Consider the following 16,638-nt stretch of genomic DNA (forward strand, 5'->3'; position numbering starts at 1 on the left):
CTTGAGCGGGGACGCACCGAACGAACATAATACACAACCTTTAACAGGGGCGTGTCCTTTCGCTGACCTTGCAACCGAAGGACACACCCCTGACCACGCTCAAGTGGGGAAGCGCGACTTAGCACCCCTCTGACCGAAGCCTACCGCACTGATAACTAATTTATGAGCACTCCCAAAGAACAGAATAGCATACCCACCAGCAAAGTAGAACGGTCAACCAAGTTTGTGAAGACCGGGTTGAAGGTTGGCGGCAACTATATTAAACACTACTCAAAAAAACTCTTCAACCCGGACCTTGACCGCTCGGAATTGAACGAGGATAACGCAGCCGATATCTACGAGTCGCTTAGCGAACTGAAAGGCAGCGCTCTGAAGGTTGCCCAGATGCTGAGTATGGATAAGAATTTGTTACCAAAGGCTTATGTAGATAAATTTTCGCAATCGCAGTATAATGCGCCGCCGCTATCGGGACCGCTGATCGTGCAAACTTTCAAGAAATATTTCGGTAAAACCCCTGATCAGATCTATGATAAGTTCAACCTAAAGTCTACTAACGCGGCATCCATCGGGCAGGTACACCAGGCCGAACTGAAGGGCAAAAAACTGGCGGTGAAGATCCAGTACCCGGGCGTGGGCGATTCCATATCGTCAGACCTGAAACTGATCAAACCCTTTGCCTTCCGTATGCTGGGGATGAGCGAAAAAGAACTGGACGTTTACATGCGCGAGGTTGAGGAGCGATTGGTAGAAGAGACCGATTACGAGTTGGAGGTGCGCCGGTCGATAGAATTTAGTGAGGCTTGCTCGATATTAAATAATGTGGCCTTCCCTACTTACTATCCAGAGTTGAGCAGCAAACGCATCATTACTATGGATTGGCTGGAGGGTAAACACCTGCGCGAGTATTTGCAGACCAACCCATCGCAAGAGTCGCGTAACATCATTGGCCAGGCCCTGTGGGATTTTTATAACTTTCAGCAACACGAGATACGCGCCGTACATGCCGACCCGCATCCGGGCAATTTCATGATCACGCCCGATGGCAAATTAGGCGTAATAGATTTTGGTTGCATTAAAGAAATGCCGGATAGTTTTTATACACCGTTCTTCTCGTTGACGGCATCAGACCTGATGGAGAATAAAGAGGAGACCATTAAGGCCTTCCGGCTGTTAGAGATGATCCTACCTGCGGACACTCCGGCCCAAGTGGAGTTCTATTATCAAAATTATAAAGAGATGATCGGCTTGTTCGCCCTGCCGTATATCCATGATACTTTCGATTTTAGTCAGACCGCATTTTTTGACAAGCTTTATTACTTTGGCGATAAGATATCCAAGATGCCCGAGTTTAAACAGGCGCGCGGGGTAAAACATTTTATTTATGTTAACCGCACCAATTTTGGCTTATACAATATCCTGCACGAGTTGAAAGCCACCGTTAAGACGGATACTTACAAGCCGCATGTGGTTTTAAGCTATTGACGTTTTATCTAACCACAAAGCACAAAGGTTTCACAAAGGACACAAAGCGATAGGTTAGTCCCTGTAAGGCTTTGTGCCCTTTGTGGTTCCTTCTTTGTGCCCTCTGTGGTTAATTATTCCCCCTAAATGTCAATCAGTTAAAATTTATAAATCGATGGCGTATCATAAAGTTAACGCATTTACGTATTAGGCTATATCAACCCTAATACTATATTTGCCCCCGCTAACCTTGTTACGCCCTTTATGAAAAAAACACTATCTATGCTGACGCTGTCATTAGCGTCGTTCACATTTATTGCCAAAGCCCAAACCGACACTACTAAACATCAGCTTGGCCGTATCGCACTTTCCAAAAAATTCACGCAAGCCGTCACCGTTAAAGGTACCGATCTGGAGAAACAACCCTTCGTTACGCTGAGGGAAGCCGTTAACTCGTGGTTTTATGGTGCATATGGGATATCGACAAATTACGTAACCGTTGTAGATGGCAACCTGCTGACCGACATTAACGCTTACAGCGTTTTTGACATTGAGGAGGTGACCATGGTACAAAACTCGCTGACCCATCTTAACGGTATCTCACCATTTCAAATATTGCTGCTGGTGAAAACCAAACGCGGTAACCGTACAAGTAGTTCGGGTGTAGACGTAGCCGCGCAAACCAATTTTGTCGATGTTCGTAATTTGGGTACCGATGGTAAAAGTACTAATAATATGTACCATCAGTACTACGTGTCGCCTTATGTAAATAACGATAAATTAAAAGCAGGTGTCTCAGCCAGTTTCCAGCGCAACGTATGGGCGGGCATGGAGTTAGGCGGCAATCGGGCTAACAGGCCGCTGGCTTTATCTCGGCTAAGACTTAACGGTTATGCCGACCTGAAATTAGGCGACAACACTACGCTATCTGTTAGCGCGGGCTATACTCCTCAAACAGATACCGCGAGATACCAAACCGGAGGCACCGGTTTTGAGAACCATTACGGGCTGCACAGAAGCCACGATCTTTGGTACGGGCAGGCAAAATTGTTCACTAAGATCAGCAGCAAATTAAGCAACAATTTAAGTGTTGGTATGCAACACTACAAACGTAACTCGTTCAATAACATCGTTAGCTCGGGCATTTACAACTCTTTCTCATCTACCGATACCACAAGTAACATTAAACAATACCTCATCAGCGATGATATCACTTACACGGCAAAGGCCGGCCGCTGGCTTTTTGAACCAAATGTAAATTTCAGCTACCGTTGGTTCAAAAACGACATTACCGGGGTGAATAAAGCCCCGCTCAACGAATTTAGGGGAGAATATAGGTTCAGTGAGCGTGCCGCTTTTCTAACCCCATCGCTGGCCATCAGTCTTGATAAGGCGTTAATGATCCAGGTTGGTGCGCAATATTATCTTAACACGGTAGGTGAAAAGAGCCATGACCGTGCGCGTTTCCTGCCATTTGCATCGTTAACGGTCAACATCCTTCGGTCGGACCTTAGCGATAACCCTAACACCGCATGGAACATCTATACCTCTTACGCCAAGACCACGAACAATATGGGCGACCCTATTGGTAGCCTAAGCAGCGGCGACAGGGGCTATTGGGGGCCAGGCAGGATAAATGGCGTCCCGGTCTTAAACCTTTCGTCCGACCTATATTCTGCGGTACATCAATACCAGGCCGGTACAACCTTGGCATTGCTTAAAAACAAGATCAATATCAGTTATAACTACAGCGCAAACAATTTCGCGGCAGCTTACGGCACGTATATTCCAATGCCCGAATCAGCGTCTGCCTACGCGGTATTATACCAAGACATCACCCAGCACATTCACCGTTTAAGTTTTGATATACGCGCCGTACAAACAAACAGCTTTAGCTGGATCACCGGACTAAATGGCACATTGATCAAACGCGACCAGGTTGCTACAGCAGGCTCTGCAATTCTTTTTGATACCGACCCTTATAACTTAGGCAACCCGGTAACAGGAGGTTTTGTTAACAGGTTAGCCTATAAAAAATTCAGCGCAGGGTTGGATGTGCTTTACCGTATCAACAGAGAAACCTACAGCGCATCGGCATTTAGCGGCTTACCGCAAAAGAGAAAGGTAAATTCTTTTGACCTTAAAAACGTTTACTTAGGTTATCAGCCATCAGTAAGTTGGGCTAAAGGTGCCGAGGTATTTGTGAATGCACGCAACGTAGTGCAAAACAAAACGTCGGATCTGGGCGAAGACCGCCGCTATTACGGCTTTGGGGTTAAATTTAGTTTATAGACCGAACTAAATTCTCTACAATTGCAGCGCTCGTTAGTCGCTCGGGGAAGTTAACAGTGTATTAGATCAGCATTAACTAAACTGGAACGGTATTTGGAAAGGTGCAGTATCTATAAAAAAACAAGTGATATGAAAACTCTAACAAACAGATCATCTATTAAGTACCTGTTCTTATTTTTAGCAGCAACGGTAACGGCATTGTCTTCGTGCAAAAAAGACGACCAAGCAGGCAACAGCACACCTACCCAGGCGGTAATATCTATAACTAACGCTGTAGAAGGCTCGTTAGGACAGGATTTTTATGTGGGCGACGTAAAATTGAATACATCGGCCATTGCATATGCTCAAAACACAGGTTATTTAAGCACCAACACAGGCGATAAGACCGCCAAGTTCACCAACACCGGTACAACTACTGCTAACGCGCAGTTCAGTTTAAAGCTTGAAGCCGGCCAATATTACAGCGTGTTTTACACAGGCGGTGCTTCGGCTTCGTCATCAAGCTATTTAGTTTTGACAGACGAAGGTGTGAAACCTGCTGCAGACAAGATCAAAGTACGTTTTGTTAACCTGACCACAGGTTTAGCATCGGCTTTAGATCTCGGTATCAGTGCCACTAACAAGCTGGCTACCAATATAGCTGCAAAAACAGCATCTGCTTATTACACGCTCGACGCGACCACTCAATTTAACCTGTATGCCAATGCGTCGTTAGATGCTTTATTAAGCATCCCTGTTACTACACGTCCGGGTAGTGTATACACCATTTACGTAACAGGTTCGTCTACCACCAACCTTAAGTTACATTTGATCAATCAATTGTAATACAAACAGGTAGTTATCTAAACAGAAAAGGGACGGCAGATCAAACTGCCGTCCCTTTTTCTATTTCGCCCCTTTTTAATTATTCTACATGAACATCATCTGTCGACGGTACTTTTGCCCCCTCAGGGTTGATCTTCTTTACGTATAACTCATCTATCAATATCATCAATATCGCCAGCATCGGCACAGCTAAAATAATACCCAGCGGGCCTGACACTACGCCCATGATGAGTTGACTGATCAACGTTAGTGCCGGCGGTAACTTAATGAGCTTACGCTGGATCAGCGGATTAACGATATTGGCCGTGATCGTTTGCGATGTAATATAGATCAATGCGACGATGATACCCGTTTTAGTATCCACCGTAAGCGCCAGCAGTGTACCCGGGATCATAGCCAGTACCGAACCAAAGTTAGGGACGATCTCCAGGATACCGGTTATCAGCCCCAACACCATAGCTACCGGGATCCCCATAATAGTCAAACCGGTGGTGATCAGTATGGTGACCAATACGATGGATGCCATCATGCCCTTCAGCCAGCCTTTTAATGATGTGCTAATACGGTTCATGATATGGATGCCGATCAGCTTACGGTTTTTAGGTACAAGCAGCAGGATACCATCTTTATACATCGACGGGTTGGATGTAAAAAATATCCCCAGGAACATAATGATGTACAGATCGCCCAAAACACCAAAGCTGGTGGTGAAAAAAGATTGAGCGGTATCTACCATTGTTTTAGAATTGGTACTACTAAATCCCTCCAATATTTTATGCCCGATAGATGACTCATCCAGTTTGGCTTTAACGTTATTGATGGTTGCAGGCAAGGTCTTGCTCAACTCCTCCACCTGCGATTGTATGGTCGTCCCCATAAACCAAAGCAACAACGCCAAAATGGACAAGGTGCCCACTACAGATACCACCATGGCCAACTGCCGCGATACTTTGAAACGGCGCTCTACCACATCGCCCACACCATGAAAGTAAGTGGCTATCAGGCAACCCGCCATGATCATCAGCACCACGTTAAATGCCACACGGGCGATCAGGATAACAGATACAATGAGCGCTACAATGGCCACGGTTTGCCACACCTTTTCGGTATAGGTCATTTCGCGTCTGTTGCCGACGTATGGATTTGATGGGCGGAAAGGAGTTTTAGCCATTTCAGTATTTTTAGGAGTACCCCTATAACTACTTTACCGGCCGTTCTGTTTTGAGGGTGTCCTTAAAAGCTTTTTTGTCGCCCAGGGTAACCGGCGCAGATGCGCCTCCCAAGCTATCCAGACCAAAAGCTACGGGGTTGCGCTGGTACCGTTTGAAACTGGCCGTCACCATGTTGATGAACTGGTATTGATCATAATTTTTCACCGCGTAATAAGTTGGGCGGTGCTTGCGCATAAAGTCGGTCAACTTAGGTTCTTTTAAGCCGGTAATGTTGGTCACCAAAGTTTTATTGAAACGGTAATCTATCTCGGCCTCATGATAATCGCGTTCGATCACTTCCTGTAAGCGCGCGGCATTTTTCCCTTCACGACTGATCGAATTCCATATCGCATCGATACTGATCCCCGCCCCGCCCGGACCAACAGATAATATATCGCGAAATGCTGCCGAACCGTAGGCTTTGTTATAATCTTGCCGGGTGGCCAAAAATCTTTTTAGCGGGGTCTCGAGCGTATCCTTGATATTTACTTGCTTTAGCATCGTGGCGCTTGGTTTCAGGTAAACAAATATGGTATGGCTCTCGGGAACCTTCACGGTATCATTATAATATCCGTCTCTGCTAAAAATAAGCACATCGGCGGCACGTGCAGCTATCTTAAATTCGGCTTTCAGGTTATTATACACGATCTTGCCCGTTCGGATGTTGTGGATGGCGACTTTGGCGATACGCTCGTTACTGGTCTTGTCGAACACGATACCCTCCGTCTCCTTGTCCTGCGCCAGGGAGTTAAGGCTAAAGCCCAAAAAGAATATCAGCAACCAAGATCTCATTTGTTTTTTGTACGGGACGGTAAAGCTATAACCTAACGGGCGGTTTATGATATGGTTTAACAAAAATTAACAGAGATAGCTTCCATTCCCTCCCCCAAGGAGGGAATTTGAAAACCTACTTCACCACCACTAATTTCTGTCCCAGCTTGATATTGTTATCGGCCATATTGTTCAGTGCCTTCAACTCTTCAACGGTCAAACCAAAACGCTTGGAGATGTTATATAGTGTATCGCCTGTTTTAATGGTGTATAATTTATCGGCAGGGGTAACGGCAACAAGCGAGTCCTTTACCGCTTTGCCTATGTTTTGGTTGATCTCTGCAAACACACGGTCTTCACGTTTGATCTTGGCGATAGCCCCTTCCGGGCGGTCGAATTGGTCCAGCGCATACCTTTGAATAACACCGATCAGCAGGTCGGGATATTTTGGGTTAGTGGCATAACCGGCCTCTTTCAGACCTTTGGCCCAGCCTACGTAGTCATTCTTATCCAACTCGAATAATTTGGCGTAACGTTTCTTTTTCAAAAAGTCAGAGTGATCCCGGAAAGATGTTTCAGGGTTATCATACACCCGGAAACAGTCGTTCTCCCGGTCATCGTTCTTGTAATAACTTTTGCCTTTCCAGTCGCTGGTACATTTGATCCCGAAGTGGTTGTTAGCGATACGGGCCAGATCGCTATTCCCAAAACCTGATTCGAACAAGCCCTGAGCTAAAGTAATACTCGCGGGTACGCCATACAGGTTCATTTCTTGTATGGCGATGTTCTTGAACCTATCGATATATTGCTGGGCTGTATAAGTTGGATAGTTGGCAATGGCATTGCCTCGTTCCTTCATCAACGCATCGTTATTTCGGCGGGCATCACTGTTAGATACGGATGGATTGGCCGGTGGCGATCCCGCAGGCCTCGCCACCATTGGACGGTGCGATGAACATGCGCTGAATAATAAGCAAAAGAAAAGCCCGACAATGCCGGGCTTTAAATATGGTTTGTAGCTGTTGGCCGTCATTACGCCAAACATAAGTAAAATTATTGCTTGTTCACCGGTGGCAACATGATAGATGGTGCAGTTTCGGTACTATCGACATTCTTATCATAGTCGTGCAGATCATATTTGTTGATCAGCGCTAAAACCTGCGCGCCCCATTTGCGGCTGCTGGCGTAACCGGCTTTTTGGATGCCCTTTACCCAACCTTTGTAATCGACCGAACTTAGCTGATCTTGCAGGTGGGCAAATTTCTTTTTCTCGGTCATGATGCGGGCAAAATCCTCAAATGATTCTAAAACCGAATCGTAAGATTTATAAGCGCTCTTAACCTTTTTGTTGTTTTTGTAGTAAACAGATGTGGTGCCGCCCTTCATCCCGAACTGGTTATTAAGATTTTTAGCGATAGCGCTGTTCCCGTTAGCACTCTCGTGCATAGCAATGCCCAAAATGATGCTGGCGGGGATACCGCTCTGATGCATAATGGCTACAGCGTTGTCTTTGAATTTTTCAATATACGACTGAGACGTATTTCGCTCCTGCGCCGAAACGGCTAATGCAGACACCAATAGAATGGTAAGTAGTACTGTTTTCTTCATAATTTACTTTTTTCTGATGAGCAAAATGCCATCCCTTACGGGTAGTATCACTTTCTCCACTCGCGTGTCGGCAGCGATCTTGTCATTCAACTCGCGGATCAGTTTGGTGTCGGTGTCGTTAGCGTCACCGTAAACCTTCCCTTTCCACAAAACATTATCAATTATAATTAAACCTCCCGGCCTTACTTTTTCAAGTATGGCTGCAAAGTAAAGCAAATTATTTTTCTTATCCGCATCAATAAACACCAGATCAAAGGGTTGGCTTTCAAAATCGGCTATTACGTCTACGGCAGGGCCGATATGCAGCCTGATCTTTTTTTCCACACTTGTTAGCGAAAAGTTGTGCCGAAGCGTTTCTTCCAGCTCCGCATTCACCTCAATGGTGTCGATAAAGCCGTCGTCGGTCAGCCCCTCCGCCAGGCAAATAGTAGCGTATCCGGTAAAAGTACCTATCTCCAAAATGCGCTTAGGCGATACCATTTTGCTCAGCATACTCAACAACCTGCCCTGGTAATGCCCTGACAGCATATGCGGTCGTAATACCTTTACATAAGTATCACGGTTGATCTTTTTTAGCTCATCCGGCTCGGCGTCGAGGTGGGTATCAATGTATAGTTGTAGGTCGGTGGGGAGAATTTCCATTGTGTGTGAAACGTTAAAGCGCATATAACGCTGATTTGTTTCGGCAAAGGTATCTAAAACTTGTCATTGCGAGGAACGAAGCAAACTCATAGGCAGGTCCTCGTTGCTTGTCAGCTGAGATTGCCACGTCGCCCTCACGCACATTTCCTCCCCTTCGCTCCTCGCAATGACAATAGGGGAAATTAGCGCACCGTGTCCATCCAATTCTGAAGAAGAATAGTCGCCGACACCGTATCCACCAACCCCTTATCCTGCCTATCCTTCTTATTCCTACCACTTGCAAGTATCGCTGCCGATGCCATCTTAGACGTAAACCGTTCATCCAGCATCGATATAGGTATCTCCGGGAAACTTTTCTTCAGCAAGGTCACAAAGCCTTTAACATGCTGGGCCGACTGTGATGGCGTATTGTCCATCTGCTTGGGTTCGCCCACTATAAAGCGTTCTACTTGTTCAGTCTGCAGGTATTTTTTTAGATAGTCGAAGATATCTTTTGGGTGGATGGTATCCAGTCCAGTGGCAATGATCTGCAACGGGTCGGTCACGGCTATGCCGATGCGTTTGGTACCGTAATCGAAGGCCATGATCCTCATTTAGTTTTGAGTTTTGAGTGGTGAGTTCTGAGTTGGATAGCACTTTGCTATCATCAGGCAAAGGTAATTATTCTGTCACAGATCAAGCTGATCACATCAATTAGTCGGGCAATTCTTAAAACTCATTACTCAAAACTCAGCACTAATCACTAATTTGCACGGATGCAGTTCAAACAAATTGTTGGGCAAAGCGCCGTTAAGCAAAGGCTGATCAACTCGGTGAAAGAGAACCGGGTAAGTCACGCGCAGTTATTTTTGGGACCTGAAGGTTCGGGAAATCTGGCGCTGGCTGTGGCGTATGCGCAATACGTATCGTGCGAGGATAAGCAGGTTGATGACTCTTGCGGCGTGTGTTCATCCTGCCGTAAGTACATGAAACTGGCCCACCCCGATCTGCATTTTTCGTATCCTTTCTTTGCCAAACATAAGGATGATACAGCGCTCACGTTCATAGAGCAATGGCGCGAAGCTTTGCTGGCTAATAACTATCTGAATCTTGATGGCTGGCGCGGTTACCTGGAGGCCGATAACAAACAGGCAAACATCAATATTGCCGAGTGCCATCAGATCATCAAAAAACTAAGTTTAAAACCCTTCGAGTCGGTCTACAAGGTTTTGATCCTTTGGCTGCCGGAGTATCTTGATAAAGAAGGCAACTCGCTGCTGAAGATCATCGAAGAACCTCAACCTAACACGCTGTTCTTGTTGGTCGCACAAAATCAAGATCAGATCCTGAATACCATTCTGTCCCGTACCCAACTGGTAAAAGTTCCGGCGTTGGACTATGAGGATATCAAGACCTACCTCATCGAACACGGGCAGACCCAGCACGCGGCCGAAGAGATCGCTTACCTGAGCAACGGCAACATGGCCGAAGCGTTGTCTATGACCGACCAGGATAGCAGTAATTACCACCAGCTATTTATGAAATGGTTGCGCTTTTGCTTTGGCAATAAGGGCAGCGATGTGATCCCTTTTACTGATCAGCTAAGTAAGCTTGGGCGCGAAAATCAGAAGAACTTTTTACGCTACGGTATCAGCTTTGTGCGCGAGTGCTGTCTGCTATCGGCCGGGGCGGGTAACCTGGTGCATTTGCCTGCAGCCGAACTTGATACGGCCCAAAAAATGATCACGGTGATGAACATGGCGCAGTCCGAAGCGATAAGCACCGAACTGGAAAAAGCTCATTATCATGTGGAAAGAAATGCTAATCCCAAGATATTGTTTTTAGACGTATCTTTACAGCTTATAAAAATTTTACATTTTAAAACGTTCCCGCAAGGGGCTCATTATATACCGAACTAATTATGGGATGTGGAAGTTGTTCAACAGGCGGCGGTTGTGCCCCTGCTGGCTGCAAAAGTAATGGCGCTTGCCTTACTAACGGATGCAGCAAACTGGATGTTTACGACTGGCTGTCGCACATGGACATGCCGGCAAATTATAAGCCTTTTCAAGTGGTCGAGATCAAATTTAAAGGCTCTCGAAAGGATTTTTACCTTAACCACGATAACATTTACTTGGAAGCAGGCGAACTGGTGGCTGTAGAAACGGCTACCGGCGGTTACGATATCGGTCACGTTTCTTTGACCGGCGAATTGGTGCGCATGCAAATGTCCAAACGCCATGTAAAAGAGGCCGACGTTGCCAAAAAGATCTACCGCAAAGCTACCGAGGCCGACGTTAACAAGTGGAAAATGGCCAAGGACCTGGAATGGGAGACCATGCACAAGGCCCGTACTTTAGCCCTTGAATTAAAGCTGAGCATGAAGCTGAGCGACGTTGATTACCAAGGCGATAAAACCAAAGCTACTTTCTATTACACTGCAGAGGGCCGTGTGGATTTCCGCGAGCTGATCAAGAAGATGGCCGAGGCTTTCCGCATCCGTATAGAGATGCGTCAGATCGGTATGCGTCAGGAAGCAAGCCGTTTAGGCGGTATCGGCTCTTGCGGTCGCGAATTGTGCTGCAGTACCTGGCTGACCGATTTTAAAACGGTATCTACAGCTGCCGCACGTTATCAAAATCTATCCCTGAACACTTTAAAACTGGCCGGCCAATGTGGTAAGTTAAAGTGCTGCCTGAACTACGAATTAGACACGTACATGGATGCGCTGAAGCACATCCCTGATAACGTTAACATACTAAAGACCGAGAAAGGCGACGCCCGCTTGCAAAAGACCGACATCTTTAAAAAGACCATGTGGTACAGCTTTTCTGGCGAAACAGATTGGGTGCCTATTAAAGCTGCCCGCGCCCGCGAAGTACAAAAAATGAACCGCGAAGGTATCATCCCTGCCGACTTGGGCGACCCTGTAGAAATTGCCGCACCGGTGGCTAAAGCACTGGATTACGAAAACGTAGTTGGTCAGGATAGCTTGACCCGTTTAGATGAGCGCAGCCGTAACCGCAGCCGTAACGATCGTAACAAAAAGCCTAACCAACAGGGCGGCGGTCAAAGCGATCAGAACCGTGGCGGTAATAGGGATCAACGCGCTAAAGGTCAGCAACCGCAGGGCGACCGTAACAGACAAGACCGTCAACAACGCCCACCTCGTCCGGAAGGGCAACAAGGTGGCGAGCAGGGCGAACAGCAAGATCGTCAGCAACAGCCAAGGCAAGACCGTCAACAACGCCCGCCACGTCCTGAAGGACAGCAGGGTGAGCAACAGAACCGTCAGCAAAGGCCACCACGTCCTGAAGGTCAGCAAGGCGGCGAAGGTCGTCAGCAACAACAACGTGATCGCCAGCAACGACCGCCGCGTCCCGAAGGGCAACAACCAGGTGGACAACCAAGGCAAAACCCGCCTCAACAAAGTAATACTGAAGGTGGACAGCCGAACGAACCACGTGACCCGAACGCCCCGGAGCGTAGTGGCAATAACAAGCGCCGCAACCGCCCTAACCGCAACAGAAACCGTAACAACAATCCCGGTGGCGATGCCGGCAGCAGTAATGAAGCAGGCGCGTAATTTTATATTGAATGCAATGATATTGTTCATCCTGAGCCTTGGCTCGGGATGTAGCGACCCCAACGGAGTGCTGGACCACAGCACTACCATACCTAACCGTAATTGGGGATACGTTAACGACATTAAAGAGCATGTTACCATCACCGATAACAGCGTGCCTTACAACTTCTATTTCAACGTGCGGGTGACGGGCGATTATAAGTATAGCAACATGTTCGTGCTGTTGCACACCACCGGCCCCGGTATGAAACCTCATGTAATGCGCTACGAATTAAAACTGGCCGACGTTACCGGCAAATGGCTGGGCAGCGGCACCGGCGGCGTGTACGCTTATCAGATCCCTTTTAAACAAGGCTTCCGTTTCCCGACCAAGGGCACCTACAACTTTTTAATAGAGCAGAACATGCGCGATAACCCCCTGCACGAGGTGAGCGATATTGGTTTGAGGGTGGAGAAAGCGAAGTAGTTTTAAGTCTGGAGTCAGAAGTTCTCAATTTGAGGCTTGGTATTTGTTTGAGCGTTATCCTCTATCGCTTTTTCCAATGTATTCATCAACTCTTTGTGTGATATCTTTAAAACATTACTGGATATAGATACCGGCGTGCCGCTCATATTTGCATTAGCGCGCATCAGCTTTTGCGACCATTTATTCTGCTGAGCAGCTATTACCTCTTCAACATTATCAATAAAGATCAACACTAATTTAGTACGATGTACGATCATTTCGCCCATCCCTGTAATATGCTCCCACGATACGAATGTGCTTTTAGAAAAACTGCTGAAGATCTGTAGTCCATCTTCGTTAATGATCAACCCTGGCCTTTTATCAAAAAAGGTTTTAACACCGATGCCTAAGCAAGCGCCGAAGAATATTACGCAAGCACCACCCACCATCTTTGCAATAATTGGTGGTCGGCGTGTTTGCACATCGGCGATCGACCACAGCCAAACGCCCAATGCCACAAAAATAATGCTGCCCAGTATCAACAGAACTATTTTGACTTTGCTTAGTGGTATCTCTATGGTTTTCATAACGTTCTTAATGGGAATTGGTCTTGTTCGAATTTAGAATATTATAACCAAACCTACCACCTGTTTATCGGTTGCTATAATATGAAAAAGATATTCCATATAGCCATACTCTGCTCGATGTTAACCTTTGCAGCTTGCGGCGGCTCGCCTAAAACCGGCGGTGCCGAAGCTGACTCAGGCAGTCACGGCAGCTCGGGTGCAGCAGACACACTTACCAATACTAACGGCACAGGAACGAGTGCATCATCCAACGGCAGCAGCGACACCAGCAAAGCTAAGATCTTGGATACATCGAGGCAGGAGAAGCACTGACCCTGCTACTCTATCTTCAAACTCTTACTCAAAAAATCCTTAAATGCCACCATCGATTCATTCTTGATGAACTCGCAGCTATCCAGTAAGATCAGGTAACGCATTTTGGTATTAAAACGACCAAAGGTGCGTTTGCTGCGGTAATAGGTTACCTGGCCGTTAGTGCTTACCGGCTTCTCTATCGCTTCTTCAAACGCCATCCCGGGGTATTCGGCACGGTCGCTCTCTACGGCTATGGCATACATGCGCGCGCCACCCCATTGCGGGTAAATTCGTGAGTCGGTCATTTCAAAGGCGATACAATTCTTGAACCCGCCAACATCAAACATGCGGCGGTCTTTATTAGTATGGCGAATGGTAGCGTCTACCAAAAAATCCTCCAACGATTCGTTCGGTTTGGCTACACCTGCGGTGATCAGCATCGAATAACCGATGGTAGGCCCCTGTACCGACTTGATCTGCGGCGGTATGATCATCGCGAAGCTGTTCTTATCCTTATACGGATACGGGCGGATGTTCCAGGTGCTATCCACGCACATATCTATACCCAGCGCCCAGTTGGTGTATTTCCAGGTGTCGGCTTTACGCTTGGTCAAAAACCACATTTGGTTAGGCTCTAACAGGGTATCTATTGGCGGTGCATGCAGCGATGTTTTCCGAACCCCTTGCATCATCGTTTCGGCATAGGTGCGGGCACCGGCCGCCACACTCGACTGATGGGCAGCGTACAGCGCGGTCGAGGGCATATCGGCCAGCGTGCAAGCATTGGCATAATCGGCCCAAAACCACGAAGCTGTTTTAGGTAAAGGCTGATGCGCCACCGCCTCGCGAAAACTTTTGATAGCCTTCGGCGTGACCGCCGAGAGCGCGTAATGATGGCCAAGGAACCAGTAAGCGCGGTAATCATTAGGCGCTATCTTTTTGGCAGCCTCGTACGTGTCCACCGCTTTTTGGAAGGCGTCCTTAGCATCCATATTATACAAAAAATGCGCGATATCGCCCAGCAGCAATTTGGTCTCAATGTTGTTGGCCGGTAACTTTTCCAGCTCCTTGCTTAGCGCGGTAAGGCGGGCTATCACCTCGTCTTTGGCAACGGTCTCTTTCCATTCGGGCACCCATGTGGCGTACATTTTTTGGTCAGCTATCAGCTGATCAATTTGCGCCTGCAATTCTTTAGGATAACGCACCTTGGTCAGGTCGATAGCGTTCAAATTAGCGTACGAACGGCTGAAGCAAACAAGTAAAACGATAAGCATTAAAGCCGTGCGGCGCAATGCAGTGATGTGAGGGTTCATGTGGTTTAGATCAATAATTGGTGACCTAAATATACGCAAAAAGATCAAGATATCCAAATGAATTTTTAACGCAGATGAAGCGTTAATAGCATCCCTGCCGTCCCCGATCCTCATATTTTTCTCACCCCAAAAAACCTTTCACCTTTATCCTTTTACCTTTATCCTTTTACCTTTCGCCTTAAAAAACTAACTTTACTAATATTTTTATCAAATGGATATGATCATTATCGGGGTGGCCTTGGTCATCCTCATTATAGCGCTGGTCTTGTTTTTAAAACGCCCGCGGTCGACGCAAGAACTGTCGCAACTAAAGACCGAAGCCGATACGCTACGCATAGACAAGGCCAAAGCGGAAGAACGCTCCGCAGGACTGGCTTTTGAGCGTGACAAAGCCGAAAAGAACTTACAAGAGGAACGGCTACGTTACGAAGCCATGCTGCGTGATGTCAATATCGAACTGAACGCCGAACGTTCCCGCCTTACCCGTGCCGAAGAAACCTTTAAAGCCCAGCGCGAACGCCTGGCCGAACAGGAGCTATACATGCAGGAGCTTCAGCAAAAATTCAAACTGGAATTTGAGAACGTGGCCGAGAGACTATTGAAAGAAAAGAGCCGCGAATTTGTGGATACCAACAAGGCCAATATGGACCACATCCTGAACCCTTTAAAGGAGAACCTAAAGGTGTTTGAAGAAAAGGTGGACAAGGTGTACAACATGGAAGCCGCCGAGCGCAACACCCTGAAAGGTGTGATCACGCAGTTGATGGAGCTGAACAAACAGATCAGCGACGAAGCCCAAAATCTTACCAAGGCCCTGAAGGGCGACACCAAAAAGCAAGGCAACTGGGGCGAGGTGGTTTTAGAACGTGTATTGGAAAGATCGGGCCTGGTGCGCGACCGCGAGTACCGCGTGCAAGCCAGTTTACAAACAGTAGATGGCACCCGTTTTCAACCCGATGTGATCATTGACCTGCCGGATGATAAACACTTGATCATCGATGCCAAAGTATCATTGGTAGCCTACGAGCGATTGGTTAACGCCGAGACCGAAGACGAACGCAAGCTATATTCTAAAGCGCACGTGGAATCCATCCGCAGCCACGTATTGGGTCTGTCATCCAAAAACTACCATGACCTGCACCAGATCAACTCCCCCGATTTTGTGCTGCTTTTTGTGCCGATAGAATCATCCTTCAGTTTTGCGGTGCAGTTGGATGCTGAGTTATTCAGCGATGCCTGGGACAGGCGGGTAGTGATCGTTAGTCCGTCGACCCTGTTGGCTACCCTCCGCACCATCTCCAGCATCTGGAAACAAGAACGACAGAACCGCAATGTATTAGAGATAGCCCGCCTGAGCGGCGAGATGTACGATAAATTCGTCGGTTTTGTAGGCGATATGGAAAGCATCGGCAAAAACATAAAACAAAGTCAGGACGCTTATGATAAGGCCCTTAATAAACTGACCGATGGCCGTGGTAACCTGACCATCACTGCCGATAAGATCAAAAAGCTGGGTGCCAAAGCCAACAAGCAGATCGATCAGAAATATATTGGGGAGGAGTGAGTTTTTCGGAGTTAATCACGAAGGACAAAAAGCTTTGTGCTCTTTGTGACAGCCTCTGTG

16 protein-coding genes are annotated in these 16,638 nt (G+C 47.1%); 8 read left to right on the forward strand and 8 right to left on the reverse strand.

Features of this window, described 5'->3' with window-relative positions; all coding sequences use genetic code 11:
* Window positions 1-162 precede the first annotated feature (162 nt).
* From IRJ16_RS19300 to IRJ16_RS19310, 3 genes are all read left to right on the forward strand, one after another.
* On the forward strand, window positions 163-1,482 hold the full coding sequence (locus tag IRJ16_RS19300) for an ABC1 kinase family protein (protein WP_194113285.1): 1,320 nt from the start codon (window positions 163-165) through the stop codon (window positions 1,480-1,482).
* A 243-nt stretch (window positions 1,483-1,725) separates the two neighbouring features.
* A complete protein-coding gene (locus tag IRJ16_RS19305) occupies window positions 1,726-3,753 on the forward strand; it encodes a hypothetical protein (protein WP_194113286.1) in 2,028 nt (675 codons plus the stop codon).
* 129 nt (window positions 3,754-3,882) lie between these two features.
* A complete protein-coding gene (locus tag IRJ16_RS19310; RefSeq protein ID WP_194113287.1) occupies window positions 3,883-4,578 on the forward strand; it encodes a DUF4397 domain-containing protein in 696 nt (231 codons plus the stop codon).
* 79 nt (window positions 4,579-4,657) lie between these two features.
* Here the strand turns inward: IRJ16_RS19310 and IRJ16_RS19315 are convergent, their stop codons facing one another.
* The 6 genes from IRJ16_RS19315 to ruvX all read right to left on the reverse strand — a co-directional run bounded on the left by IRJ16_RS19315 (window position 4,658) and on the right by ruvX (window position 9,403).
* Window positions 4,658-5,749: an AI-2E family transporter gene (locus IRJ16_RS19315; protein ID WP_194113288.1), complete on the reverse strand. Its 1,092-nt coding sequence runs from the start codon at window positions 5,747-5,749 to the stop codon at window positions 4,658-4,660.
* A gap of 28 nt (window positions 5,750-5,777) precedes the next feature.
* Window positions 5,778-6,581, reverse strand: coding sequence for a peptidase associated/transthyretin-like domain-containing protein (locus IRJ16_RS19320; protein ID WP_194113289.1), 804 nt, complete (start codon window positions 6,579-6,581; stop codon window positions 5,778-5,780).
* A 115-nt stretch (window positions 6,582-6,696) separates the two neighbouring features.
* Window positions 6,697-7,605 (reverse strand): glucosaminidase domain-containing protein, encoded by a 909-nt coding sequence (locus IRJ16_RS19325; protein ID WP_228080334.1) that lies wholly within the window; start codon window positions 7,603-7,605, stop codon window positions 6,697-6,699.
* Between the two features lie 8 nt (window positions 7,606-7,613).
* The gene (locus tag IRJ16_RS19330; protein WP_194113290.1) at window positions 7,614-8,168 is read right to left on the reverse strand and encodes a glucosaminidase domain-containing protein; all 555 of its coding nucleotides are present in this window, start codon (window positions 8,166-8,168) and stop codon (window positions 7,614-7,616) included.
* A 3-nt stretch (window positions 8,169-8,171) separates the two neighbouring features.
* Window positions 8,172-8,810, reverse strand: a complete 639-nt coding sequence (locus IRJ16_RS19335; protein WP_194113291.1) for an O-methyltransferase — start codon at window positions 8,808-8,810, stop codon at window positions 8,172-8,174.
* Between the two features lie 182 nt (window positions 8,811-8,992).
* Window positions 8,993-9,403 (reverse strand): Holliday junction resolvase RuvX, encoded by a 411-nt coding sequence (ruvX, locus tag IRJ16_RS19340; RefSeq protein ID WP_194113292.1) that lies wholly within the window; start codon window positions 9,401-9,403, stop codon window positions 8,993-8,995.
* Between the two features lie 162 nt (window positions 9,404-9,565).
* On the opposite strand from ruvX, the gene IRJ16_RS19345 reads away from it, so the two are divergent.
* The 3 genes from IRJ16_RS19345 to IRJ16_RS19355 are packed head-to-tail and all read left to right on the forward strand — an operon-like array spanning window position 9,566 to window position 12,841.
* Window positions 9,566-10,708, forward strand: coding sequence for a DNA polymerase III subunit (locus IRJ16_RS19345; protein ID WP_194113293.1), 1,143 nt, complete (start codon window positions 9,566-9,568; stop codon window positions 10,706-10,708).
* 2 nt (window positions 10,709-10,710) lie between these two features.
* Window positions 10,711-12,375: a PSP1 domain-containing protein gene (locus tag IRJ16_RS19350; protein WP_194113294.1), complete on the forward strand. Its 1,665-nt coding sequence runs from the start codon at window positions 10,711-10,713 to the stop codon at window positions 12,373-12,375.
* The gene (locus IRJ16_RS19355; RefSeq protein WP_228080335.1) at window positions 12,344-12,841 is read left to right on the forward strand and encodes a gliding motility lipoprotein GldH; all 498 of its coding nucleotides are present in this window, start codon (window positions 12,344-12,346) and stop codon (window positions 12,839-12,841) included. The genes IRJ16_RS19350 and IRJ16_RS19355 overlap by 32 nt, the downstream gene beginning before the upstream one ends.
* A 14-nt stretch (window positions 12,842-12,855) precedes the next feature.
* On the opposite strand, the gene IRJ16_RS19360 is transcribed toward IRJ16_RS19355, so the two are convergent.
* Entirely contained in the window at window positions 12,856-13,407 is a 552-nt protein-coding gene (locus tag IRJ16_RS19360) for an STM3941 family protein (RefSeq protein WP_194113295.1), read from the reverse strand.
* A gap of 81 nt (window positions 13,408-13,488) precedes the next feature.
* Here IRJ16_RS19360 and IRJ16_RS19365 point away from each other — a divergent pair, with 81 nt between their 5' ends.
* Window positions 13,489-13,719, forward strand: coding sequence for a hypothetical protein (locus IRJ16_RS19365; protein ID WP_194113296.1), 231 nt, complete (start codon window positions 13,489-13,491; stop codon window positions 13,717-13,719).
* 5 nt (window positions 13,720-13,724) lie between these two features.
* On the opposite strand, the gene IRJ16_RS19370 is transcribed toward IRJ16_RS19365, so the two are convergent.
* On the reverse strand, window positions 13,725-15,014 hold the full coding sequence (locus IRJ16_RS19370) for a tetratricopeptide repeat protein (protein WP_194113297.1): 1,290 nt from the start codon (window positions 15,012-15,014) through the stop codon (window positions 13,725-13,727).
* Between the two features lie 211 nt (window positions 15,015-15,225).
* On the opposite strand from IRJ16_RS19370, the gene rmuC reads away from it, so the two are divergent.
* Window positions 15,226-16,578 (forward strand): DNA recombination protein RmuC, encoded by a 1,353-nt coding sequence (rmuC, locus tag IRJ16_RS19375; RefSeq protein WP_194113298.1) that lies wholly within the window; start codon window positions 15,226-15,228, stop codon window positions 16,576-16,578.
* The last annotated feature ends 60 nt before the right edge of the window (window positions 16,579-16,638 follow it).

Origin of the sequence: Mucilaginibacter myungsuensis (assembly GCF_015222005.1) — a bacterium.
Classification (GTDB): Bacteria; Bacteroidota; Bacteroidia; order Sphingobacteriales; family Sphingobacteriaceae; genus Mucilaginibacter; species Mucilaginibacter myungsuensis.